Source organism: Nocardia transvalensis NBRC 15921 (assembly GCF_000308875.1).
GTDB classification, from domain to species: domain Bacteria; phylum Actinomycetota; class Actinomycetes; order Mycobacteriales; family Mycobacteriaceae; genus Nocardia; species Nocardia transvalensis.
Genome location: NZ_BAGL01000038.1, coordinates 74807 through 97610 on the forward strand (window position 1 = coordinate 74807; position 22804 = coordinate 97610).

22 protein-coding genes are annotated in these 22804 nt (G+C 71.3%); 11 read left to right on the forward strand and 11 right to left on the reverse strand.

The genetic code is table 11. The features are described from left to right. Positions 1 to 5 precede the first annotated feature (5 nt). Positions 6 to 1106 (reverse strand): TDT family transporter, encoded by a 1101-nt coding sequence (locus tag ON41_RS12320; protein WP_085995661.1) that lies wholly within the window; start codon positions 1104 to 1106, stop codon positions 6 to 8. A gap of 143 nt (positions 1107 to 1249) precedes the next feature. On the opposite strand from ON41_RS12320, the gene ON41_RS12325 reads away from it, so the two are divergent. Continuing rightward, positions 1250 to 2158, forward strand: a complete 909-nt coding sequence (locus ON41_RS12325; RefSeq protein ID WP_040747702.1) for a LysR family transcriptional regulator — start codon at positions 1250 to 1252, stop codon at positions 2156 to 2158. A 261-nt stretch (positions 2159 to 2419) separates the two neighbouring features. Further along, positions 2420 to 3592 (forward strand): T6SS phospholipase effector Tle1-like catalytic domain-containing protein, encoded by a 1173-nt coding sequence (locus tag ON41_RS12330; RefSeq protein ID WP_051161278.1) that lies wholly within the window; start codon positions 2420 to 2422, stop codon positions 3590 to 3592. A gap of 4 nt (positions 3593 to 3596) precedes the next feature. On the opposite strand, the gene ON41_RS12335 is transcribed toward ON41_RS12330, so the two are convergent. The 4 genes from ON41_RS12335 to ON41_RS12350 all read right to left on the reverse strand — a co-directional run bounded on the left by ON41_RS12335 (position 3597) and on the right by ON41_RS12350 (position 10101). Then, positions 3597 to 4946 (reverse strand): S1 family peptidase, encoded by a 1350-nt coding sequence (locus ON41_RS12335; RefSeq protein ID WP_040747703.1) that lies wholly within the window; start codon positions 4944 to 4946, stop codon positions 3597 to 3599. 145 nt (positions 4947 to 5091) lie between these two features. Continuing rightward, the gene (gene treY / locus ON41_RS12340) at positions 5092 to 7506 is read right to left on the reverse strand and encodes a malto-oligosyltrehalose synthase (RefSeq protein ID WP_051161297.1); all 2415 of its coding nucleotides are present in this window, start codon (positions 7504 to 7506) and stop codon (positions 5092 to 5094) included. Between the two features lie 17 nt (positions 7507 to 7523). Then, positions 7524 to 9641, reverse strand: coding sequence for a glycogen debranching protein GlgX (glgX, locus tag ON41_RS12345; RefSeq protein ID WP_040747704.1), 2118 nt, complete (start codon positions 9639 to 9641; stop codon positions 7524 to 7526). 73 nt (positions 9642 to 9714) lie between these two features. Beyond that, positions 9715 to 10101 (reverse strand): cupin domain-containing protein, encoded by a 387-nt coding sequence (locus ON41_RS12350; protein ID WP_246829513.1) that lies wholly within the window; start codon positions 10099 to 10101, stop codon positions 9715 to 9717. Positions 10102 to 10104: 3 nt separating this feature from the next. Here ON41_RS12350 and ON41_RS38930 point away from each other — a divergent pair, with 3 nt between their 5' ends. Next, on the forward strand, positions 10105 to 10575 hold the full coding sequence (locus tag ON41_RS38930; RefSeq protein ID WP_051161299.1) for a MarR family winged helix-turn-helix transcriptional regulator: 471 nt from the start codon (positions 10105 to 10107) through the stop codon (positions 10573 to 10575). A 5-nt stretch (positions 10576 to 10580) separates the two neighbouring features. Here the strand turns inward: ON41_RS38930 and ON41_RS12355 are convergent, their stop codons facing one another. After that, complete coding sequence (locus ON41_RS12355; RefSeq protein ID WP_040747705.1) at positions 10581 to 11519, reverse strand: bifunctional helix-turn-helix transcriptional regulator/GNAT family N-acetyltransferase; 939 nt, start codon at positions 11517 to 11519, stop codon at positions 10581 to 10583. A gap of 100 nt (positions 11520 to 11619) precedes the next feature. Here ON41_RS12355 and ON41_RS12360 point away from each other — a divergent pair, with 100 nt between their 5' ends. Continuing rightward, complete coding sequence (locus ON41_RS12360) at positions 11620 to 12888, forward strand: adenosylmethionine--8-amino-7-oxononanoate transaminase (protein WP_040747706.1); 1269 nt, start codon at positions 11620 to 11622, stop codon at positions 12886 to 12888. Between the two features lie 27 nt (positions 12889 to 12915). Here the strand turns inward: ON41_RS12360 and ON41_RS12365 are convergent, their stop codons facing one another. After that, entirely contained in the window at positions 12916 to 13104 is a 189-nt protein-coding gene (locus ON41_RS12365; RefSeq protein WP_040747707.1) for a hypothetical protein, read from the reverse strand. Between the two features lie 92 nt (positions 13105 to 13196). Between ON41_RS12365 and ON41_RS12370 the strand changes: the two genes are divergently transcribed. The 3 genes from ON41_RS12370 (at position 13197) to ON41_RS12380 (ending at position 16301) form a co-directional block, all read left to right on the forward strand. Then, positions 13197 to 14345 (forward strand): 8-amino-7-oxononanoate synthase, encoded by a 1149-nt coding sequence (locus tag ON41_RS12370; RefSeq protein WP_040747708.1) that lies wholly within the window; start codon positions 13197 to 13199, stop codon positions 14343 to 14345. Between the two features lie 17 nt (positions 14346 to 14362). After that, a complete protein-coding gene (bioD, locus tag ON41_RS12375) occupies positions 14363 to 15043 on the forward strand; it encodes a dethiobiotin synthase (protein ID WP_040747709.1) in 681 nt (226 codons plus the stop codon). 109 nt (positions 15044 to 15152) lie between these two features. Continuing rightward, positions 15153 to 16301 (forward strand): alpha/beta fold hydrolase, encoded by a 1149-nt coding sequence (locus tag ON41_RS12380; protein WP_085995663.1) that lies wholly within the window; start codon positions 15153 to 15155, stop codon positions 16299 to 16301. Between the two features lie 7 nt (positions 16302 to 16308). Here the strand turns inward: ON41_RS12380 and ON41_RS12385 are convergent, their stop codons facing one another. From ON41_RS12385 to ON41_RS12400, 4 genes are all read right to left on the reverse strand, one after another. After that, positions 16309 to 17337 (reverse strand): ABC transporter substrate-binding protein, encoded by a 1029-nt coding sequence (locus ON41_RS12385; RefSeq protein ID WP_040747711.1) that lies wholly within the window; start codon positions 17335 to 17337, stop codon positions 16309 to 16311. A gap of 23 nt (positions 17338 to 17360) precedes the next feature. After that, the gene (locus ON41_RS12390; RefSeq protein WP_246829514.1) at positions 17361 to 18089 is read right to left on the reverse strand and encodes an ABC transporter ATP-binding protein; all 729 of its coding nucleotides are present in this window, start codon (positions 18087 to 18089) and stop codon (positions 17361 to 17363) included. 122 nt (positions 18090 to 18211) lie between these two features. Next, positions 18212 to 19243, reverse strand: a complete 1032-nt coding sequence (locus tag ON41_RS12395) for a FecCD family ABC transporter permease (RefSeq protein ID WP_040747712.1) — start codon at positions 19241 to 19243, stop codon at positions 18212 to 18214. Positions 19244 to 19415: 172 nt separating this feature from the next. Further along, positions 19416 to 20000, reverse strand: coding sequence for a TetR/AcrR family transcriptional regulator C-terminal domain-containing protein (locus ON41_RS12400; protein WP_040747713.1), 585 nt, complete (start codon positions 19998 to 20000; stop codon positions 19416 to 19418). Between the two features lie 107 nt (positions 20001 to 20107). On the opposite strand from ON41_RS12400, the gene bioB reads away from it, so the two are divergent. From bioB to ON41_RS12420, 4 genes are all read left to right on the forward strand, one after another. Continuing rightward, positions 20108 to 21127 carry a biotin synthase BioB gene (gene bioB, locus ON41_RS12405; protein ID WP_040747747.1) on the forward strand — a complete coding sequence of 340 codons (1020 nt, stop codon included), beginning with the start codon at positions 20108 to 20110 and terminating at the stop codon, positions 21125 to 21127. Between the two features lie 84 nt (positions 21128 to 21211). After that, on the forward strand, positions 21212 to 21421 hold the full coding sequence (gene bsaP / locus ON41_RS12410) for a biotin synthase auxiliary protein BsaP (RefSeq protein ID WP_040747748.1): 210 nt from the start codon (positions 21212 to 21214) through the stop codon (positions 21419 to 21421). Further along, positions 21421 to 22086, forward strand: a complete 666-nt coding sequence (locus ON41_RS12415) for a DUF2567 domain-containing protein (protein WP_051161282.1) — start codon at positions 21421 to 21423, stop codon at positions 22084 to 22086. The genes bsaP and ON41_RS12415 overlap by 1 nt, the downstream gene beginning before the upstream one ends. A 102-nt stretch (positions 22087 to 22188) precedes the next feature. Further along, positions 22189 to 22725 (forward strand): DUF1353 domain-containing protein, encoded by a 537-nt coding sequence (locus tag ON41_RS12420; RefSeq protein ID WP_040747714.1) that lies wholly within the window; start codon positions 22189 to 22191, stop codon positions 22723 to 22725. Positions 22726 to 22804: the final 79 nt, after the last annotated feature.

Here is a 22804-nt window from a genome sequence, read left to right on the forward strand (position 1 = left end):
GCTGCTCAAACGGCGGGCCGGAGCAGTGTGCCGTCGGCGACGCCCCGCAGGGTGCGCGACGCGACCACCGCCCAGGCGGCCACCAGCAGGAGCGACAGCCCGACCGCCGCCGCGGCGAACAGGTTCGCGCCGGTGTGGTGGTAGAGGACCGTGCTGCCGGTGACGCAGGTGCCGAGGGGGAAGGTGAATCCCCACCAGGTCAGGGCGAATCGGAGATCACCGGCACGCCGCGTGCGCACGGTCACCGCCAGCGCGAGTGCCAGCCACAGCATCGCGAAACCCCAGGTGGCGATGCCGTAGAGGACCGAGAACACCAGCAGGCCGCGGGCTTCCGGTCCGGGCAGGGCCGCCGGTCCGGCGTCGGCGAGCAGCCCGGCCGCGGTCACCGACTGGCCCAGCGGGCCGAGCACGATCCACAGCGTCGGCACCATGCCTCCCGCCGGCGTGCCGAAGTGCACCAGCCGCGACCAGATCATGGTGATCGTGACGAGGGCCGCGATGAGGCTCAGCCCGAACATGGCCAGGCACGCCAGCAGCAGGGTTAGCCGCCACTGACCGGCCGGGGTATGCGGGACCAGCAGCGCGCCCGTCGCGGCCGACACCATCGGTGGCACCACCGGCATCAGCCAGCCGCCGAACGCCGCGTCCGGGGCGAGGCGATGGCGGGTGATCATGCGATACGGCACCGCGGCGGCCGTCCACAGGCCCAGCGCCGTGCCCAGTGACCACAGCACCCAGTCGACGACGACCGCCGCGGTCGAGCCGATCACGTCCGCGCCGAGCAGCAGCGTGCCCGCGCCCACGGTCAGCAGCGCCATCGGCGGCGCGCCGAGGAAGTGGGCCATGACCGGATGGCCGGCGTGCCCGCGCGCGGTGGCCGGGTAGCGCCGCCACTGCGTCACGAAGGCCGCGGTCAGCACGATCAGCAGCGCCGCGGCCAGCGCCCAGCAGGCCAGGGCGGCGTCGTGCAGGCCCGGGACCTGTACCGGCAGGCCCGCCGCCGCCGTGGCGACGATGCCGGTGCCCATGACCGCCGCGAACCAGTTGGGGCCCAGGTGCCGCAGCGCCGAGTGTTCGGCGACCCGCGCGCCTGTCATCACGGTCATCGGATCGCTCCCTCGCCGGAAACTCGCTGCCTCATGGCACTCAGCCTCGTCCGCGCCGCGTGTTCCGGGTAGCTGCGCCGATTCGATGGGTGCATAGATCGGTTCTATGTCCCGTGGCCGCTACGCGCACATAGGCTGGGCCTATGCCGCTGTCGCCGCGAGTCCCGGATCTGACCGCACTCGATCTGCTGCTGTCGGTCGTCGAGCTGGGGAGTCTCGGGCGGGCCGCGCAGGCGCACGGGATCAGCCAGCCGTCGGCGTCCTCGCGCATCCGCTATCTGGAGAAGCTGGTGGGGATGCCGGTGCTGGAGCGGACCACGCTCGGCTCGCGGCCGACGGCCGCCGGCGCGCTGATCGCGGAGTGGGCGCGCGGGGTGATAGATGCCGCCGCCCGGCTGGACGCGGGCATCGATACGCTACGCGCGCAACGGGATTCGCGGCTGCGGGTGGCGGCCAGCCAGACCGTCGCGGAGTATCTGTTCCCCGGCTGGCTGACCCGGATGCGGATCGCCGCCCCCGACGCCACGATCGCGCTGGAGTCGGGGAATTCCACGGAGGTCGGGGCCGCCGTCCTGGACGGCCGCGCGGCCCTGGGATTCATCGAGAGCCCGCGGGCCGCCCGCGGCCTGCAGAGCCACCCCGTGGCGCGCGACCGCCTGGTGGCCGTGGTCCCGCCGCGACACCCGTGGGCCCGCCGCGGGACGGTGACGCTGCGCGAACTCGCCGCCACGCCGTTGATCCAGCGCGAAACCGGCTCGGGCACCCGGACCTGGTTCGAGCGGGCGGTGGCGGCCGGCGTCCCCGGCGCGCGGCCGCCGGTCGCGCTCGAGCTGTCCTCGACCACCGCCATCAAATCCGCCGTGGCCTCCGGTGTCGGGCCGGCCGTGCTCAGCTCGCTGGCCGTGGCGGCAGAGGTGGCGGCGGGAACCCTGGTGTCCCCGGCGATCTCGGACGCCGAACTGACCCGCACCCTGCGCGCGGTCTGGCCGACCGGTCAGCAGCTCACCGGGCCCGCCCGCGACCTGTACGCCATCGCCCGCCGCCTCGCCTGAGCGACTCGGGTTGCCGGACAACGTCTTTACGTGACGCCCAGGTGACCAGGCATTGTCCGCCGGATGGCAATCGGCCCGTCGCGCCGGTGATTTCGCCGCAAACCGGGCGAGTCGTCGCTGTGACACCTAATGTTTCCCCATGGATTCCCCGGAGCCGAGACGAATGTGCGGAAAGAATTAACGTCCGGACCGGCTGCGGGCGATGAATCGAGTAGTTCGCTACGCAGGATCCGTGGAATACGGGGCGGGAGGATCAATGACATGAAACGTCTGGTTGTGTGCTGTGACGGCACGTGGGGGTCCGAGAGCAATCCGACTGTCAGCAATGTCGTCAAGATCGCGGAATCGCTACGGCTGGGGACCACCCTGGACACCGGCGAGCATGTGGGACAACGGGTTTTCTACGCGGACGGCCCGGGGTCGAAGGGGTACCTGACCGACAAGGTGCTCGGTGGCGCGTTCGGGCTCGGCCTGGACGCCAACGTGTCCACCATGTACTGGCAGCTGGCGCTGAACTGGGAACCCGGCGACGAGATCTACATCTTCGGCTTCAGCCGCGGCGCCTACACCGCGCGCAGTGTGGCCGGGATGATCCATCGCCTGGGGCTGCTGAAGGCCGAGGCGATGATCGGCAAGCAGTACCCGGAGGCCAACAAGATCTACCGGGAGCGCAAGCGGCATCCGGACGACCCGGATCCGCAGCACTGGGTGGATTTCCGCAAGCAGAACTGCGTCTACCCGGTGCCGATCAAGTTCATCGGCGTCTTCGACACCGTCGGCGCGATGGGCGTGCCGGGGCTGACCTCGTGGCGGTACCGCTTCCACGATCTGCGGCTGTCCCCGCACGTGCACTGCGCCCGGCAGGCGCTGGCCATCGACGAGCGCCGCCGCATCTTCGCCCCCTGCCTGTGGGAGGTGACCGACGAGGCGGGCGTGGAACACCAGAGCCCGAACCGCGTGAAACAGGTGTGGTTCAAGGGCGGCCACGGCGATATCGGCGGCGGCAACGCCGACACCCGGCTGTCGGATCTGACACTGCGGTGGATGGTGGACGAGGCCGCCGCGCAGGGCCTGGAGTTCGACCGGGAACGGCTCGAGCAGCTGATGGGGCTGGGAGCGCGCCCGGCGGTCGACACCGTCGCGCGGCCGAACAACGCGCTGCCGCTCGGGTACCGGATCCTGAATATGCTGGGCCTGCTGGTGAATCCGCGCAACCCGCGCTACTACTCGGACTTCTGGCGCCGCCTGCAGGAGCCGGAGGACAAGAAGGTCTACCTGTCCACCACGGTCGAGGTCTGCGACGACTACCGGCCGCCGAATCTCGAACGGTGGCAGCGCGAACTCGCCGAACAGGGCAAGGCGCTGCCGGTCGAACCGGTCGAGAACGTCGACCGGGCGCCGGAGGCTCCGATCGAAGAGGCGGTGAGCGCGTAGGCGCTCACTCGGTGCGGACGCTCAGCCCCGGATTCTCGCGCAGGACGACGCCGATGGGCTGAACGATGTGCAGCGGGGCGGGGCCGCACCGCGGCGCCGGCAGGGTCTCGTCGGCTTTGCCGGAGCTGGTCAGGCCCACGGCCTTCGAGCCCATGAAGACCGGGCCGCCGCTGTCGCCGCGGCGGCTGCACAGGCCGGTGGTGAACATGTTCTCGATCCGGACGGGCCGTTGCTCGTCACCGGGAACGCCCGCGATGAGGAAGGTCTGGTCGACGCTGTCCACCGTCCCGCAGGTGTATCCGGTCATGAGCCCGGTCTTGCACACCGGCGCGCCCGCCACCGGGTCGGCCGTCCCGTCGATGGTGAGGGTCTCGGTCGCGGCGCGCACGAGCTGCGGGCCGTCGGCCGGGTCGTTCTCCGCACCGGGGACCGACCGCGTCGAGACGAGGTTGTTCCGGAACCGGGACGCGTACGAGTCGGCGACCCGGATCACACCCCAATCGTGCGGTCCCAGTTCCGATTCGGTGAAATGGCCGACCGTCCCGGCGCGGCCGTCCGCGCCGATCTCGTAGACCGGTTGCGGATCGCCGCTCGCGGCCGGATCGAACCAGTTGTTCGGATCGCAGTGTCCCGCGGTGATATTGACGGCGTGACCGTCGGCATCCGCGCCGTTGAAGCCCAGGGTGCAGCGCGGCGTGTGGCCGCGGTAGTTCACGCCGAAGGGCTGCCCGCCGATGAAATCGGCGTCGGCCTCGGACTCGAACCCGATCCCCGGGGGCGTGTCCTCCGGCCCGGGGCCGGTTCGCGGGCGGTCGTCGGGCACCGTGCGCACGCTTCCCGCCTCGGCGGGAAGCCGCGTTCCCGCGACGACGCGCACGGTGAGGGCGTTGTGCTCGACGTCGATGCCGTAGCCGCGGATCCCGTCGGTGACGGCGGCCGGTTGCTCCGCCAGCCAGCGTTCGAACGCGCCACGCCGGGTCAGCAGCGCGGCCATACTCTCGGCCGCGGATTCGACGGTGAATCCGGCCTGTTCGGCGGCGTGGCGGGCGTCGGCCGCGCCGATGCCCTCGGCCACGGCGACGACGCCGTGCGTGCCGTCCATCCGCACACCCGCGAAGACGCGCGGATAGGCCAGGCCGGCAAGGGTTTCGAAGCCGGTGAGGCGCTCGGCCGTGCCGGCGCGCGCCACGTATTCGCGTGCATCGATGCGGAGGTCACGGGCGATCGCGGCGACCAGGCTCCCCGGCAGCGGGAGATCGGGGGACCGCGCCGGTTCGGCGGCGGCCGGTCCGCTCGCCGCCGCGACCAGCGCGCAGCATCCGGCGATCATCCGGCTCGTGGTGCCGACGCGCATGGGTCCACCTCTCGTGTCGAGCGGTGGACGCCGTCCCGCACGCCACCAGTGATGAGACCGATAGGTTTGTGACGTTTCGCACTCTAGAGCGGTCGGCGGCGAACGGCACCGAGCCCGCGCGGTGTGTCGCGCGAGCCGCCGGGAATCAGCGGACCAGCAGGGCGACCGGCATCCGGGTGAACAGCTTCTCCAGCCGGGCCCGGCCGGAGAAGGAATTGCCGGTCAGCCGGTCGGTCCAGGCGCCCTCGGGCAGATCGAGGACGGTATCGCCCCATCCGGTCTCTGCGAGCCTTCCGCTGTAACGGGTGGCGGCCACGATCACCTGCGGCGCCTCGCCCACGCGTCCCCGGGCGTAGGCGACGAGATGGTCCGCGCTGTCGCCGGTGGCGAACAGCGGGGTGTAGGTGCCCCCGACGAAACAGTCCGGCCGCTCGCGGCGCAACCACAGCGCATAGGCGACGACCCACATCTTCGCCGCGCCGGTGCGCTCCAGTTCCGGTGTGCCGGTGAGGGATTGCAGCATCGCGAGCCGACGGCCGAAGTCGACCGGGCGGCGGTTGTCCGGGTCGACGAGCGAGTCCTCCCACAGCTCGCAGCCCTGGTACAGATCGGGGATGCCCGGACCGCACAGCTGCAATATCTTCTGCGCCAGCGAATCCGACCAGGCGTGCGGCGCCAGCTTGGCCGCCAGCGCGTCGAGTTCCGCGCCGACCGGGCCGTCGATCACCGCGTCCACCCAGCGGTGCAGCTTCGACTCGAATTCGGAATCCGGCTCCTCCCAGGAGGATTGGGTGCCCGCCTCGCGGACCGCCTTCTCCGCGAACAGGTGTAGCCGCTCGCGTAGGCCGGTGACGGCGCGGCGGCCCTCGGTGGGCCACACCCCGAACATGTTCTGCAACAGGAACAGTCCGGTCGCGCCGTCGGGCGGCGGGGTGATCTCGTTCCACGCCGTCACCGCCTGCACCCAGACGTCGGGGAACTGGGACAGCACCCCGATGCGGGCGCGCACGTCCTCGCCGCGCTTGGTGTCGTGGGTGGACAGCGTGGTCATCGTCGCCGGCCAGCGGTTGGCGCGTTCGGTATTGGCCAGGTGGTATTCGAGCAGCGAGTAGCCGAAGCGGGCCGGATTGCAGCCGACCTCCTGCAGCGACACCAGCCGCGCCGCCTGGTAGAACATGGTGTCCTCCACGGCCTTCGCCGCGACCGCCCCGCACACCTGATGGAATCGCACGGCCGCCTCGCCGCCCGCCGACAGCGCCGTCACCAGCACCGACAGGGGGACGGTGAGTTCGCGGTTGCGCTTGCCGACCTTGGCGACGATATTGGCGGCCATCCCGGCCAGCGGCGCGTAGTCGGTGCGGTAGACCGGCATGAAGGACAGCACCTCGACGGTGGCGTTGGTCAGCGCGACATCGCTGATCGCCGCGGCGTCGAAGCCGCCGACCACGGCGTCGCGCTTGATCGCGGCCACCAGCCGGCGCACCTCCGGCACCAGCATCCGCTCGGCCACGGCCCGCTTGATGCGGTGCTCGTTGTTGCCGAACCACGCGCCGTTGCTGCCGTGCCCGCAGAACGTGCGCGACAGGCCGGTCAGCGTCGCCTCGCCCGCCGGATCGATCAGCACCCCGCCTACTTCCACGAGCGCGTCGTAGCCGGTGGTGCCGTCGATGGGCAGCGTGGCGTCGAGCGGTTCGCGGCTGGAGAGCACCTTCTCCACCAGCAGCAGGCGCTGCGGGCCGATCAGCCGGCGCAGTTTCGCCAGATACGCCGCGGGATAGGACAGCCCGTCCGGGTGATCGACCCGCACGCCGTCGATCAGGTCGTGCTCGCACCAGGCGGCGAGCTCGCGGTGGGTGAGCTCGAAGACCGCCGGATCCTCCTGCCGCAGCGCCGCCAGGCTCGAGACCGCGAAGAACCGCCGGTAGGTGCAGATCCCGGCCTTCCAGCTGACCAGGCGGTAGTGCTGTTTGTCGTGGATGCGCAGGGCGTTCTCGCCGTCGGTGCCCGGGGCGATGGGGAAGCGCAGATCGTGCAGCGCCAGCATGGGCTCGGCGCCGCTGCGGTCGACGGTGAGGGCGGCGGGGTCGTTCTCGCTCTGCAGCACCGGCAGCGCCAGCCGGCCGCCCGCGCCGTTGCCCGCGCTCCAGTCGATGTCGAAGCAGTGCGCGAACTGCGATTTCCGGCCGTTACGCAGGACGTCCCACCACCACGGATTGTGGCGGGCGTCGCCCACGCCCACGTGGTTGGGGACCAGGTCGACGATCAAGCCCATGCCCCGGCCGCGGACCTCGTCCGACAGCGCCTTCAGCCCGCCCGGCCCGCCGAGGGCCGCCGACACCGTGGTGGGGTCGGTGACGTCGTAGCCGTGCGTGGAGCCGGGCGTCGCCGTCATGATCGGCGACAGGTACAGATGCGAGACGCCCAGCTGCTGCAGGTATTCCGCGATGGTGCGGGCGTCGGCGAAGGTGAGCGTATCCGGCCGCAGCTGCAGCCGGTAGGTGCTGCGCACCGAGGTGGTGCGGGCGACCGGGCCGGTGCGGTGTTCGGGGTGTTCTGTCATCTCGATTTCGATCATGGTCATGAGGTACGGCGGAGAACGAGCAGGCAGCGAGCGGGCACCTCCACGGTGCTCGCGGCGTCGTGGGTGGCTCGGACGAGCCCGGTGGGGGTCGAACAGTCGAGTGCGACCGACCACTCGGCGCCGAAGTCCGTCCCGGGAACGGTGAAGTCGATGGCGGAGTCATGGGCATTGAAGCACAGCAGGAAGGAATCGTCGCGTACGCGCTCGCCGCGGGGTCCCGGCTCGGCGATGGCGTCGCCGTTGAGGAACACCGCGAGCGAGCGGGCGAAGCCGGACTCCCAGTCGGCGGCGGTCATCTCCTCGCCCGACGGGGTGAGCCACGCGATATCGCCGGGGTGATCGTGACCGGGGGTGGGGTGGCCGTCGAAGAAACGCCGCCGCCGGAACACCGGATGCGCGGCGCGCAGGCCGAACGCGTTTCCGGTGAATTCCAGGAGATCCGAATTCTTGTGCGCCAGCGACCAATCCATCCACGACAGCGGGGAGTCCTGGCAGTAGGCGTTGTTGTTGCCCTGCTGCGTGCGACCCATCTCGTCGCCGTGCAGCAGCATGGGCGTGCCCTGCGACAGCGCCAGCGTGGCGATCATGTTGCGGCTCTGCCGCTCTCGCAGCGCGAGGACCTCCGGATCGTCGGTCGGGCCCTCGACGCCGCAGTTCCAGGACCGGTTGTGATTCTCGCCGTCGCGGTTGTCCTCGCCGTTGTCCCGATTGTGTTTGTCGTTGTAGGACACCAGGTCTCGCAGCGTGAACCCGTCGTGGGCGGTGACGAAGTTGATGCTGGCGCCGGGGCGGCGGCCGGTGGCCTCGTACAGGTCCGAGGAGCCGGTGAGCCGGGAGGCGAACTCGCCCAGCGTCGCCGGCCGGCCGCGCCAGTAGTCGCGCACGGTGTCGCGGTACTTGCCGTTCCACTCCGTCCACAGGCCCGGGAAGTTGCCCACCTGATAGCCGCCCTCGCCGACGTCCCACGGTTCGGCGATCAGCTTCACCTGGCTCACCACCGGATCCTGCTGGACCAGATCGAAGAAGGTGGACAGCCGGTCCACGTCGTGCAGTTCGCGCGCGAGCGTCGCCGCGAGGTCGAAGCGGAAGCCGTCGACGTGCATCTCGAGCACCCAGTAGCGCAGCGAGTCCATGATCAGCTGCAAGGTGTGCGGGTGGCGCACGTTGAGGCTGTTGCCGGTACCGGTGTAGTCCATGTAGTGCTCGGGATCGTCCTCGAGCAGGCGGTAGTACGCCGCGTTGTCGATGCCGCGCAGGGAGATCGTGGGGCCCAGGTGGTTGCCCTCGCCGGTGTGGTTGTAGACCACGTCGAGGATCACCTCGATGCCCTCGGCGTGCAGCGCCCGCACCATCGCCTTGAATTCGGTGACCGCCGACCCGGCCCGCGGATCGGCCGCGTATTCGTGGTGCGGGGCGAGGTAGCCGAAGCTGTTGTAGCCCCAGTAGTTTCGCAGCCCCCGGTCCAGCAGCAGGCGGTCGTGCAGGAACTGGTGCACCGGCATCAGCTCGATCGCGGTGACGCCCAGCGTCTTCAGGTGGTCGATGATCGCCGGATGGGCCAGCCCGGCGTAGGTGCCGCGCAATTCCCGGGGCACCTGCGGGTGCGTCATGGTCATGCCCTTGACGTGGGCCTCGTAGATGACGGTCTCGTGATAGGGCCGCCGGGGCGCGCGGTCGTCGGCCCAGTCGAAGAACGGGTTGATCACCACGCCGGTCATGGTGTGCCCCAGCGAATCCCGGCCGTGGGTGTAGAGCGAGGGATCGTTGCCGAACTCCCCGGCGAACGCCTTGCCGTACGGGTCCAGCAGCAGCTTGCTCGGATCGCAGCGCTGTCCGCGCGCGGGGTCGAAGGGTCCGTGGACGCGGAATCCGTAGCGCTGCCCCGGCGCGATCGTCGGCACGTACGCGTGCCAGACGCCGCCGTCGACCTCCTCCAGCGGGATCCGGGTCTCCGCGCCGGCGCGATCGATCAGGCACAGCTCCACGCGCTCGGCCACCTCGGAGAACACCGAGAAGTTGGTGCCCGCCCCGTCGTAGGTGGCGCCCAGCGGGTACGCGGCGCCGGGCCACACACCCAGCGGGGCCACGTCACCGAGCGGGTTGGGCTGAACCATGCCAACGACACTAATCGCAGCGAGGCCCCGGCCGGTGCGGGCGGTGCGTCGTCGCAGGTCCGGGCGGTGGCCGTCAGGAAAGCCAGCGGCGCTCGCAGCCGAGGCGGCGGGCCAGGCGGGCCAGGCCGCCGAGGACGGCCCGCTGCGCGACGGCCGGGATTCCGGCGAGGTACCCGTCCTGGTGGTCCCACAGCAGGGCGAGGGCGAGCGGGTTGCGGGGGACGCCGCCGCGCGTGGTCTTCCCGGCGGCGTCGAGGGCCTGCCAGAGCCGGAACATCTGCCAGTGCCGCAGCGGCGGCCGGATCTCGTGGTCCAGCACGGTGTCCGGCGCGTCGGTCCAGAACTCGTGCACGACCCCGGCGGGTGCGGTGGCCGAGTCTCCTTGGGCGGCAATCACTTCGGCGCCGTCGATCCGGAACCGGACGCGACCCCGGCGGACGGTCCAGTGCTCGGTGAGCACCGGATGCCAGTGCGGCCCGCCTCGCGCCCCGGCGTGGGCAGGTGGTGTTCGAGGCACAGCCTGCTGAAACTGCTCACGCTGCTGACCCGATCCGTCGAGGCCGACCTGGACCGCCACCTGCGCGCCACGCTGGACGACAGCCTCCGCCCCGCCCACTATGCGGTCTTCCGCTACCTGGACCCCGCGGGCTCCCGCGTCGGCGACCTCGCCGAGGCCGCGGGCATGACCCAGCAGTCGATGGGTGAACTCGTCACCCACCTGGAACGCTGCGGCTACGTCGAGCGCCGCGTGGACCCGTCCGACCGCCGGGCACGGGTGGTGATGGTGACGGAGTCGGGGACCGCCGCGCTGAAGGCCGCGGCGGGGCATCTCGCGGGCATCGAGCGCAGGCTGGGGGAGCATCTGAGTGCCGAAGGTCTCGCCGACCTGCGCAGCCTGCTACGCCGTGCTGGTTCGGCATTCATCGACGAGTAGTCCTCTCACCGCAACGCCCGCCGCCAGGTCTGGCCGACGAGATCCTTGCCGAAGCTGTGGTGGGGTTCGGAGTCGACGAGTTCGAAGCCGGCGCGTTCGTAGATGTGGCGGGCGGAGGTGAGGACGTCGTTGGTCCACAGGACCATGCTGCGGTAGCCGGCGGCGGTGGCGAAGCGGAGGCATTCCTCGACCAGGGCGCTGCCGACGCCGAGGCCGCGGGCGGACGGGTCGACCAGCAGCAGGCGGAGGCGGGCGGTGGTGTCGTCCTCGCGGACGCAGAAGACGCAGCCGACCGGTTCGCCGTCGCGGTCGGCGATCCAGGCCCGTTCCGCCTGCGGCTCACGGGTTTCCAGGTAGTCGGCGACGATGCGGGTGACCAGGGTCTCGTAGTCGGCGTCCCAGCCGTATTCGGCGGCGTAGAGGGCGGCGTTGCGCTGGATGGCCCAGCCGTAGTCGCCGGGGCGGGGGTCGCGGACGGTAAACGGCGCGCCGGCGCGGCCGTCGAGGATGTGTTCGATGGTGCGCATGGCGTTGACGAGGCGATCGCGGTCGGGGGCGGAATGGTTGTCGAGGAGGGTGGCGACATCGCGGCTGGAACGCTCGTTGAGGTCGGCGAAGGCCGCCGTGCCCTGTTCGGTGAGCCGGACCAGCTGGCGGCGGCCGTCGGTCTCCGAGCGCTGTCGCCGCACCAGCCCGGCCTCCTCGAACCGGGACAGGATGCGGCTGAGGTAGCCGGGATCCAGGCCGAGGCCCTGCCGCAGCCCGATCACCTCGGCCGGCCCGAAGTGGGCCAGTTCGAACAGGACGCGCGCCTCGGTGAGGGAGAAGTCGGTATCGACCAGGTGCTCGTGCAGCACGCCGATCAAGCGCGTATAGCGGCGATTGAACTCGCGGACCGCGGAGATGTGCTCGGCCTCCACGGCGGGGGCGGCGGTAGTACTCATGTGATGACCCCAATCCTTTGACGGAGTCAAAGATTACTCCCCCTCCGGCCGCCGTGGTAACTTGAACGGCGTTCAAGACGCCTGGCGCGAAGGATTTCCCGTGGCCCTGACACCCGAGCGGATCACCGCACTCGACGCCGCCCATGTCTGGCATCCCTACGGCGGCTTCCCGGCGACCACCGAACCGCTGGTCGTCGCGTCCGCCGCCGGCACCCGGCTCACCCTCGCCGACGGCCGGGAGCTGATCGACGGGATGAGTTCGTGGTGGGCGGCCGTGCACGGCTACCGGCATCCGGTGCTCGACGCGGCACTGGCGGAGCAGGCGGGGCGGATGAGTCACGTCATGTTCGGCGGGCTGACCCACGAACCCGCGGCCCGGCTGTGCGAACTGCTCGTCGAGGTCACCCCGGCGGGGCTGGACAAGGTGTTCCTGTGCGATTCCGGCTCGATCTCGGTGGAGGTCGCCGCGAAGATGTGCCTCCAGTACTGGCGGGCGCGGGGGCGGCCGGGCAAGCGCCGGCTGTTCACCTGGCGCGGCGGATATCACGGCGACACGTTCACCCCGATGAGCGTGTGCGACCCCGACGGCGGCATGCATTCGCTGTGGACCGACGTGCTCACCGAGCAGATCTTCGCGCCGGTGCCGCCGAAAGACTATGAGCCCGACTACGTTCGCGAACTTGAGCGCCTGTTCTCGCTGCATGCCGACGAGATGGCGGCGGTGATCGTGGAGCCGATCGTGCAGGGCGCGGGCGGCATGCGGTTCCACCACCCGCGCTACCTGAACGAGCTGCGGCGGCTGTGCGACGAGTACGGCGTGCTGCTGGTCTTCGACGAGATCGCCACCGGATTCGGCCGTACCGGAACGTTTTTCGCGGCCGACCGGGTCGGCGTGCGGCCGGATGTGCTGTGCGTCGGCAAGGCGCTCACGGGCGGGTACCTCACGCTGGCCGCGGCCCTGTGCACCTCCGAGATCGCCGAGACCATCAGCGCGGGGCACGGCGGGCTCATGCACGGGCCGACGTTCATGGGCAATCCGCTCGCCTGCGCGGTCGCCGTCGCCTCGATCGACCTGCTGCGCTCGCGCGACTGGCGGGCGGAGGTGGCGGCCATCGAATCCGGGCTGACCGCGGGACTGGCTGCCGCGCACGAGATTCCGGGCGTGGTGGACGTGCGGGTCCAGGGCGCGATCGGCGTCGTCGAACTCGAGAGCCCGGTGGATATGCGCAAGGCCACCCACGCCGCCGTCGAATCCGGAGTGTGGCTGCGGCCCTTCCGCAACCTGGTCTACACCATGCCGCCGTTCGTCAGCAGCGCCGACGAGGTGGCGCGCATCGCCGCCGGGGTGCTGGCCGCGGCCGGCTCCTGAAGGCGTTGCGCGCCTGGGCTTTCGGGCTCAGTGCCGGGCCCGCTCCACCGCCTTGCCGATCAGGTAGCCCGCGAATCCGCCGACGAGGAGACCGATCACGAAGATGACGAGCAGGAAGATCAGCACCGCGTCGCGGACCTTCTTCAGCACACCCGCGGCCTCGTAGTACTGCGCGGCGTCGACGGTCTGGGCAAGCACGGCGTGGGTGACACTCATGCGCCGGGATGCTGCCAGATTTCGGCTGCGGCGTCTTCCCGAGCGCATCCCCGCTCCCCGTCCTGAACGGCGTTCAAGTATGCTGCTGTGCTGTGAGTGTGGATCCGTTGAGCTGGTTGGATACGCGGGCCGCGGAACGGGTGCGGGACGGGCTGCGGCGGGAGCTGCGGCCGCGGGCGCCCGAGACCGGGCTGATCGACCTGGCCTCCAACGACTACCTCGGGCTGTCGCGGCACCCCGAGGTGATCGCGGGCGCGGTCGAGGCGGTGCGGACGTGGGGCGCCGGATCCACCGGGTCGCGGCTGGTCACCGGCACGACCGCCGACCACGAGCGGCTCGAGGACGAACTGGCCGAATTCGTCGGCGCCGAATCGGGTCTGGTGTTCGCCTCGGGGTACGCCGCCAACCTCGGCGTGGTGACGGCGCTGGCCGGGCGTGGTGCCCTGGTGGTGTCCGATGCGGGCAGTCACGCCTCGCTGGTCGACGCCTGCCGGTTGTCGCGGGCGCGCGTGGAGATCGCCCCGCATCGCGACGTGGCCGCCGTCGACCGGCTGCTGTCCGGCCGCGACGAGGAGCGGGCGGTGGTGCTGACCGATTCCGTCTTCAGCGCCGACGGCGATCTCGCCCCGCTGGCCGCTCTGCATCGCGTGGTGCGGGCCAACGGGGCGGTGCTGATCGTCGACGAGGCGCACGGGATCGGCGTGCGCGGCGCGGGCGGGCGCGGGCTGGTCCACGAACTCGGGCTGGCGGGGGAGCCGGATCTGATCGTCACCGCGACGCTGTCGAAAGCCCTTGCCGCGCAAGGTGGTGCGGTGCTGGCCGCCGAACGGGTCCGCGCGCACCTGATCGATGCGGCGCGCACCTTCATCTTCGACACCGGGCTCGCCCCGGCGGCCGTCGGGGCGGCTCGAGCGGCGCTGCGCTTACTGCGCGGCGAGCCCGAGATGGCGGGCCGCGTGCTGGAGCGCGCCACCGCGATCGCGCGGATTTCCGGTGCGCCGCAGCCGGATTCGGCCGTGGTCTCGGTCGTGCTGGGCGCGGCGCGGGTCGCCCACGACGCCGCGCTGGCGTGCCGCGAGCGGGGATTGAGCGTGGGCTGCTTCCGCCCGCCGTCGGTGCCGGAGGGCACGTCCCGGTTGCGGCTGACCGCCCGCGCGGATCTGCGGGACGACGAGATGGCCGCCATCGCCACGGTTCTCGGCGAGGTGCTGGCCGAGGCGCGCGAGGCGATCCCCGCGTAGCACGGAGAGGATGCGGTATGAGTGTGCTGATCGTGACCGGGACCTCCACGGAGGTCGGCAAGACGGTGGTGACCGCCGCGCTGGCGGCCGCCGCCCGCGCCGCCGGACGCGCGGTGGCCGTGTGCAAACCGGCCCAGACCGGGATACGGCCCGGCGAGCCCGGTGATCTGGCGGAGGTCGAGCGGCTGGCCGGTGTGGACCGGACGCTCGAATTGGCCAGGTACCCCGACCCTTTGGCGCCCGACACCGCCGCCCGCCGCGCGGGCCGGCCGCTGCTGACCCTCGACGAGACGGTCACCGCCGTCGACGGGCTCGCGGACGCGGACCTCACGCTGGTGGAGGGCGCGGGCGGAGTGCTGGTCCGGCTGGGCGATTTCACCGTTCTCGAGCTCGCGCAGAAGCTCGGCGCACCGGTGCTCGTGGTGGCCGCCGCGGGCCTGGGCACCCTGAATCACACCGAACTCACCACGCGCGCCCTCACCGCGGCGGGTGTGCCCTGCGCGGGCCTGGTGATCGGATCCTGGCCCGCCGCACCGGACCTCGCGTCCTTCTGCAATCGCAGCGACCTGACGGCGGTGACGGGGGTCGACGTCGTCGGCGTGGTCCCCGAGAATTCGGGCGGGCTGGACGCGCGGCACTTCGCCGAGGCCGCCCCGGGGTGGTTCGAGGACGACTGGCGCGATCGGTATCTGCGCTGATCCGATGCGGGACGCCGCACGATGCACGGTGGCTCTTCGTGTGTGACGAATCACCGGGGTGGCCGCCGGAGATGATCACCCCGCGGGGGCCGTCCTACAGTGGATGGAGATGCATCTGGAGGACCGGCCCCCTTCCACCGTCGCGGACTACGACGACGCGCGGCGGAGGGCCCGCCTTGCCGGAACCAGGCTCGGGCACGGGTGGGTGCGGCTGCGTCGCACGCGTCTCGTACTGCTGCGGCTGGCGCTGGTTCCGATTCTGCTGCTCATCCTGTTCGCCCAGTACATGGCCGTCGACGTCGGCCCGGAACGCGCCCGGCTGGCCCGGACCGAACCGGCGGTGCTGCCGATCGCGGCCCCCGCGCCCGAGGCCCGCAACACCGCGGTCTTCGACATCACCGGCCTCGGCACGCTGGACGCCAGCGCCACCGCCCGCGCGCTGCCCACCCTGACCCGGCTGGGATCGGTGTGGGCGGTGCGCTACGACAATTCCGGTATCGATACGAAGGTCATCGGCGACCTCATCATCAAGGTCACCCAGGCGGCGCGGATCCAGAACGTGGTGCTGGTCGGCCACAGCATGGGCGGGGTGATCGCGCTCGAGATCGGCAAGCACATCCACGTCGACAGCCCCCTGACCCTCTCCGCGGTACTGCTGGACTGCACCCCCGTGGACCTGAACGCGGTGCGCCCCGAGAGTCGCAACCAGGGCGAGGATCTGCTGCGCTGGACCGGCTGGCTGCCCGGCATCCGGGAGAGCCGCAGCCTGCGCCTGCTCGCCGAGACCTACGCGCGCCGTGAGCGTTTCACGGACCGTGACACCATGCCGCCACGCGTCCACCTCGACCGGCTGCGGGACACTGTGGGTGAGGTGCTGCGGCAGAAGATCGGCAATCGCGACTCGGCCAGCAACGGCCTGATCGAATCCCAGTTCCGGGCGATCGTGGCCGGCGGCGCGATCGACGATCTGCGCGCCCTGGCCAAACCCGTCAACGGCAAGCCGCGCCCCGCGATCGCGTTCCTGCGCCCGGCCAATCCGGAGCGGGATCCGATCGTGGACAACGAGTTCACCCACCGCGCCCTCGTCGAACAGGTCGGCGGCGTGAACGGCACGCTGCTCGTGGTGCTCACCCACGGCACCGGGCACGCCAATCCGATCCAGCAGCCCGGCGAGTACAACCGGGTCGTCGAGCAGCAGGTGGTGCCGTTCGTGCGGCTGGTCCGCAGCCAGGAGGTCGTCGCGGCGGCGGCGCGGTGAGGCCGGGTCAGCGCGCCTCGTCGTCGGCGCGCGGCCGGATCTCCGAGGGCGGCAGCAGGTTCCAGCGTTCCAGCCGCGCCCGCACCTGCTCGGCGGCGTCGATATTCAGCGGGCCGCTGGTCCACATCGTGTAGGGCAGGTTGAAGAAGCGCTGCTCGGCCACCGCGCGGAGAGTCGCGATACCGGGCTTGTTCCGCAGCAGCTCCACCTTCTGCCGAAACGTCTGCGGCGGGTAGTCGACGAAGACGATGGCGTCCGGATCGGAGGCCGCCAGGCGCTCCCAGGACACCGTGGTCCAGGAATCGCTCACATCCTCCAGCGCGTTGCGCGCGCCCGCGGCGTCCAGGACCGCTTGGGGCCCACCGAATCTGCCGCTGGAGAAGATCGTGCCGGCGGCGCTGTCGAAGACGAAGACCGTCGGGGGCCGTGCGGCGCGCGGGGCGCGGCGGAGGGCGTCGAGCCGGCCGTCGATCTCGGCGACGAGGGCGCTCGCCCGGTCGGTGCGGCCGGTGATCGCGCCGAGGTTGCCGAGGTCGGTGCGCAGCGCAGTCCACGGGTCGACGAGCCCGCGGGCCTGTTCGCCGCTGCGCTGCCGGCAGCTCTCGGTGAGCACGTACGCCGCGATTCCGTTCTGGCGCAGGGAATCCGGGGTGAGGTCGGTGGCCTCCCGGTAGCCGTAGTTCCAGCCCGCGACCATCACGTCGGGGTGCTGGGCCAGCACGGTCTCGCGGGACGGCGACTCCGGGGCGGCCTGGTTCAGGTGATCCACGGCGTCCCCGTAATGCCGCCGGAGGGGGCCGACGTCGTCGCGGCCCAGGCTGGACACCGCCGCCACCTGGTCCTGGGCGCCGAGGGCCAGGGCCATCGAGATCATATTGCTGTCGTTGACGAACATCCGTCGCGCGGGCGACGGGAAGCTCACCTCCCGGTCGCAGTTGCGGACGGTGAGATTGCCGTTCACGGCGGGGGCCGAGCCGCAGGCCGTCGCGGCGAGAACGGTTGCCAGCGCGGCGAATACGAGGATCGAGCGTCTCATGGGGTTTCTTTCTGTGGGGCCCGTCATGCGGGATCGGGCCGCGCGTGGAGGAGCAGGTGCGGTTCCCCGGTCTCGGGGTGCGGGACGCGCACGGCCCGGACGCCGAAGACGGCGTCGAGCGTGTCCGGGGTGAGCGCGGATTCGGGTGGCGCCAGCGCCCCGGCGCGGCCCTCGTGCAGGACGAGTACGCGATCGCAGTAGCGGTCGGCGAGGGTGAGGTCGTGCAGCGCGATCACCACCGTCCGGTCGAGGGCGCGGGCCAGGGCCAGCAGCGCGAGCCGGTGGGTGACGTCGAGGTGGTTGGTGGGTTCGTCGAGCAGCAGCAGCGGAGTGTCCTGTGCGAGCGCCCGCGCCAGCAGCACCCGCTGCCGCTCCCCGCCGGACATCCGGTGCACCGGCCGGTCGGCGAAATCGTCGAGACCCACGGCGTGCAGGGCGTTGTCGACGGCCAGCCGTTCGCGCGGCCCGCCCGGACCCCAGGGCGGCAGGTACGGAGTGCGGCCGAGGGCGACGACCTCACCTGCCCGCAGATCCTCGGGCGGGTGCTCGTCCTGGGCCACCACCGCGACGGTGCGGGCGCGCTGCCGGGGCGAAAGGGTATGCAGGTCAGCACCTTCGGCGAACACGGTGCCGTGCGACGGGCGCAGGAGTCCGGCCAGTGTCCGGAGCAGCGTGGTCTTACCGCTGCCGTTGGGGCCGACGATCCCGATCGTCTCCCCGGTCCGGACGGTGAAGGACACGTCGGCGAGCACGGATCGTCGTCCCGGACCGCATGCCAGCTCTCGCACCTCGAGTGCGGGATGCCTTCCGGTCTCGGCTCGATCCGGCTCGGCCCCCTCTCTCGGCCCAGCTGCCCGGGAGTGTGGCGGGCGCGTCATGCGGCGCCGAACCGGTAGCGGCGGCGACCCATGAGCAGCAGGAAGACCGGTGCGCCGATCAGACCTGTCAGCACGCCGACCGGAATCTCCGTGGGCCGCACCAGGATTCGCGCAGCGGCGTCGGCCACCACGAGGAACAGCGCCCCGCACAGCGCGCTCACCGGCAGCAGGACGCGATGCGGGGATCCGACCAGGAGGCGCGCGGCGTGCGGGACGACGAGGCCCACGAACCCGATACCGCCCGACACCGCCACCAGCACCCCGACCAGGATCGCCAGGCCGGCGAACAGCGCGATCCGCATCGCCCGCACCGGAACCCCCACCGACGCCGCGGTATCCGCGCCGAGCGTCAGCGCGTCCAGCCATCCGCTCGCCGCCAGCAGCGCCACCGCCGCGACGGCGACCACACACCCCGGCAGCGCGATCCGCGTCCAGTCCGCGCCGGAGAGGCTGCCCAGCAGCCAGAACAGAACGGATTGCGCGGCCGCGGGATCGGCGCTGCGGAAGATCAGATAGCTGCTCAGCGCCGAGAACGCCGAGCCGAGCACGGTGCCGGTCAGCACCAGCCGCAGCGGGGTGAGCCCGCCCTGCGCGACCGCGATCGCGAAAACCAGTGCGGCCGCGGCGAACGCGCCGAGCAGGGCGCCGCCGGACAGCGCCCACACCCCGGCCCCGGCGAAGAATCCGGACGTGATGACCGCCGCCGCGCCGACCCCCGCCCCCGACGACACCCCGAGCAGGTAGGGGTCGGCGAGCGGATTGCGCACCAGCGTCTGCATGGCCGCACCGGCCAGCGCCAGCCCCGCCCCGACGAGCGCCGCCAGCACCGTGCGCGGCGCCCGCAGCTGCCAGACGATGGTGTCGAGCCCGGGATCGGCGGCGGCCGATCCGGTGAGGTGCGCGCGCAGCACCTCGAACACCGTTGCCGGTGGCAGGGTCTCGGCGCCGCACCCCGTCGCCGCCACCATCGCGCACGCCAGCGCGACCAGGACGACGGGGACGACGACCGATGTCCGCACGCGGCTCACCGCCGATACTCCATGGGCACCTCGCGACCTCAGAGTGGTGCCCGGCGAGGGAGGTCTGACTTCCGCGACGCCCGAGCGCCGCGGTCACAGTGGCGCGACCGCTCCGGATTCCCACCGGATTCCCGCACCCGCCGGGAATGACGGAGCGAATACTACCGTCCGGTTTGTCCGGTTAGCGCACCCGGCTGCCCAGCAGGTGCCGCACGCCCCCGACGAACAGCTGCAGGCCGAAGTCGAAACGGTCGGTGGCCGTGGTGTTCTCGTACAGCGGCGAGGACTCCTCCGCCAGTGCCCCGGCCGAATCCATCTGCATGCGCGACTGCTCGTCCACGGTCTCGCCGAGGACGTAGTACAGCAGCGTGTAGGCCGACAGATCGGCCTCCTCGCGGGTCATGCCGCCCCGGATGAGCGCCCCGGCCACGCGCTCGCGGCCCTTGCTGGTGGTCAGCCGGGAGGCGTAGGTGGCCGACACCAGCTCCGCGCCGTCGCGGTAGGCGAGCAGGCACGAGCGCAGCCGGTGCGCCAGCTCGGCGACCTGCGCGGACCACTCCTCGGCGGCGACCGGCTCGTCCAGGGGCGCGAGGATGCGGTCGGCGACCGCGCCGAGCAGTGCCTGCTTGTTCGGGAAGTGCCAGTACAGGGCGCCGGGCTGCACGTGCAGCGAGGTCGCCAGCCGGCGCATCGTGAGATCGGCCAGCCCGTACTGGTCGAGGATGGCGATGGCCCCGTCGACGACATCCGTGCGATGCAGTTGCACTTGGCGACAACCCTTTCGTGCTTTGACTCGAACCCCACGCTACCCTAGCCTGAACACCGTTCAAGTTGCACGGCCGCAGCCCCGGCCGGACGAAGGGATTCGCGCGCATGACCCAGGCACCCGTCAGGACCGATACCGACATTCTGGCGATCGCCCGCGAGCAGGTGCTCGATCGCGGCGTCGGCCTCGACAAGCAGCAGACCGTGCAGGTGCTCACCCTCCCCGAGGACCGGCTCGAGGAGCTGCTGGCACTGGCCCACGAGGTGCGGATGAAGTGGTGCGGCCCCGAGGTCGAGGTCGAGGGCATCATCTCGCTCAAGACCGGCGGCTGCCCGGAGGACTGCCATTTCTGTTCGCAGTCGGGGCTTTTCCAGTCCCCGGTCCGCGCCGCGTGGCTCGACATCCCGTCGCTGGTGGAGGCCGCCAAGCAGACCGCCAAGACCGGCGCCACCGAATTCTGCATCGTCGCGGCCGTGCGCGGGCCCGACGAGCGGCTGATGGCCCAGGTGGCCGCGGGCGTCGAGGCCATCCGCAACGAGGTCGACATCCAGGTGGCGTGCTCGCTGGGCATGCTGACCCAGGACCAGGTCGACCAGCTGGCCGCCATGGGCGTGCACCGCTACAACCACAACCTCGAGACCGCCAAGTCGCACTTCCCGAACGTGGTCACCACGCACAGCTGGGAGGAGCGCTGGGACACCCTGCGCATGGTGCGCGAGGCCGGGATGGAGGTGTGCTGCGGCGGCATCCTCGGCATGGGCGAGACGGTCGAGCAGCGCGCCGAATTCGCCTCGCAGCTGGCCGAATTGGAGCCCGACGAGGTGCCGCTGAACTTCCTCAACCCGCGCCCGGGCACCCCCTTCGGGGACCTCGAGGTACTGCCCGCGGCGGAGGCGCTGAAGGCCGTCGCCGCGTTCCGGCTGGCGCTGCCGCGCACCATGCTGCGCTTCGCCGGCGGCCGCGAGATCACCCTCGGCGATCTGGGCGCCAAGCAGGGCATTCTCGGCGGCATCAACGCCGTCATCGTCGGCAACTACCTGACCACCCTGGGCCGCCCGGCCGAATCGGACCTGGATCTGCTGGGTGAGCTGAAGATGCCGATCAAGGCGCTCAACGAAACTCTGTGAGCACGCCGCTGCACGGCGGCCCGGTCCCGTTCAGGTATTGTCGGCAGCCCAGGAGCTGCACTTTTCGAGGTGGTCGTGGACGTCATGGAAGAGCGCTACAACCCGTACACGGGTAAGCGGGTTGTGCCGGATCTCGCCGATCCGGTTCCGGCCGCGGCCGTGCTGGGTCTGGAGCCGCCGCGCTTCTGCGAGCACTGCGGGCGGCGCATGGTCGTCCAGGTCAGTCCCGACGGGTGGTGGGCGAAGTGCTCCCGGCACGGGGTGATCGATTCCACCGCCGGGGACCATCGCTGATGGCTCATCAGAGCGCCGCCGTCCCGTCCGGTGTGGGCCGCCGCGAGCTGCGCGCCGCACTGGTCGTGGCCGTCGCCGTGCTGGTCGTCAGTGCTCTCGGCGGTGTGGTGTGGGGCCTGCTGGCTCCGCCCGAACAGGTCGTCGTGGTGGATGCCGGGCGCGGCGTGGCCCTCACCGGCGAGAGCGCCCACCGGTTCGACGCGGTGGCGATCTTCGTCTGTATCGCGCTGGTGACCGGACTGCTCACGGCCGCCGCCGCGTGGCGCGTGCGCTGGGTGCGCGGGCCGCTGCTACAGGGCGGGCTGCTCGTCGGTTCGCTGGCGGGTGCCTGGTCGATGGCCTGGATCGGGGATCAGGTCGCCGGCGCGCTGCATCCGCACGCCTCCAATCCGCCCGTGCACACCATCGTGGAGCTGGCGGCGGTCGTCTCGCCGTCGCAGTTCACCGGCTGGGCGCAGCTGGTGGTGCAGCCGCTGATGGCATCGCTGGTCGTCCTCGTCCTGGCCGCGCTGAGCACCTCCGAGGATCTCGGTGCGGGACAGCGTGATCCGGCCGCGAGCCCCGGCGGCGAGCGGCCGTACGCCTCGGATGTCACCTACGGCCCGTACGGCTCGCCCGTTTCGCAGCAGATCCAGCTGGGCGCCGATTCCGGTTCCGCGCGTTGACGCCGGTCCGACGCCGAAACGTTGCCGTAGATTTCCTCGCTCGCCGTACTCTGTAATCCCGGCGCCGAGCGCGCCCCGGACCTTCGGAGAGGAAGACACGCCGTGGGATTCAGTGGCAGCGCGCTGGTCGTCGAGGAGATCGACGCCGTGTCGTGGCGGGTGCGCGAACCCATCGAGTATCGCGGCGACCGCGACGTCTTCGTCGTTCCCGCCGGATTCCGGACCGACTTCGCCTCGGTGCCGCGGGCACTGGTCTGGCTCGTCCCGCGCTACGGCGTCTTCACCAAAGCGGCCATCCTGCACGACTATCTGAGCCGCGACGCCGACGTGACTCGCGCCGACGCCGACGGCCTGTTCCGGCGCGCGCTGCACGAGGAGGGCGTCTCGGTGCCGCAGCGCTGGATGATGTGGGCGGCGGTGCGCCTGGGGTCGGGGCTGATCGGCGCGAGCGGCCGCGATATCGCGCTGTTCCTTCTGGTGGCGGTGCCCGCCGTGGTGTTCCTGATCGTTCCCGTGGTCGTGGTGCAGCTGTGGCTACTGCTGTTCTGGGTCGTGGAGGCAGTGTTCTGGGTGTGCAGCAGAGTGGCGGGGCGCACGTCCGCCCCGCCCCCTAAACCCCGGGTGCGACTGAGCACCTGAGCGTCGGATCGGCGTCCGGATTTCCGGACCGGAATTGCGTATCCCTTGTCTACCTGCGGTTTCGGCTGAGCCTTCGCCG

Bases quoted from the DNA above. Each gene is read 5' to 3' on its own strand.
- ON41_RS12385 (WP_040747711.1), bottom strand. From the start codon at position 17,337: ATGAGACGCTCGATCCTCGTATTCGCCGCGCTGGCAACCGTTCTCGCC.
- ON41_RS12415 (WP_051161282.1), top strand. From the start codon at position 21,421: ATGGCTCATCAGAGCGCCGCCGTCCCGTCCGGTGTGGGCCGCCGCGAG.
- ON41_RS38930 (WP_051161299.1), top strand. From the start codon at position 10,105: ATGCCAGTGCGGCCCGCCTCGCGCCCCGGCGTGGGCAGGTGGTGTTCG.
- treY (WP_051161297.1), bottom strand. From the start codon at position 7,506: ATGACAGAACACCCCGAACACCGCACCGGCCCGGTCGCCCGCACCACC.
- ON41_RS12365 (WP_040747707.1), bottom strand. From the start codon at position 13,104: ATGAGTGTCACCCACGCCGTGCTTGCCCAGACCGTCGACGCCGCGCAG.
- ON41_RS12380 (WP_085995663.1), top strand. From the start codon at position 15,153: ATGCATCTGGAGGACCGGCCCCCTTCCACCGTCGCGGACTACGACGAC.
- ON41_RS12330 (WP_051161278.1), top strand. From the start codon at position 2,420: ATGAAACGTCTGGTTGTGTGCTGTGACGGCACGTGGGGGTCCGAGAGC.
- ON41_RS12335 (WP_040747703.1), bottom strand. From the start codon at position 4,946: ATGCGCGTCGGCACCACGAGCCGGATGATCGCCGGATGCTGCGCGCTG.
- bioD (WP_040747709.1), top strand. From the start codon at position 14,363: ATGAGTGTGCTGATCGTGACCGGGACCTCCACGGAGGTCGGCAAGACG.
- bioB (WP_040747747.1), top strand. From the start codon at position 20,108: ATGACCCAGGCACCCGTCAGGACCGATACCGACATTCTGGCGATCGCC.
- ON41_RS12355 (WP_040747705.1), bottom strand. From the start codon at position 11,519: ATGAGTACTACCGCCGCCCCCGCCGTGGAGGCCGAGCACATCTCCGCG.
- glgX (WP_040747704.1), bottom strand. From the start codon at position 9,641: ATGGTTCAGCCCAACCCGCTCGGTGACGTGGCCCCGCTGGGTGTGTGG.
- ON41_RS12325 (WP_040747702.1), top strand. From the start codon at position 1,250: ATGCCGCTGTCGCCGCGAGTCCCGGATCTGACCGCACTCGATCTGCTG.
- bsaP (WP_040747748.1), top strand. From the start codon at position 21,212: ATGGAAGAGCGCTACAACCCGTACACGGGTAAGCGGGTTGTGCCGGAT.
- ON41_RS12320 (WP_085995661.1), bottom strand. From the start codon at position 1,106: ATGACCGTGATGACAGGCGCGCGGGTCGCCGAACACTCGGCGCTGCGG.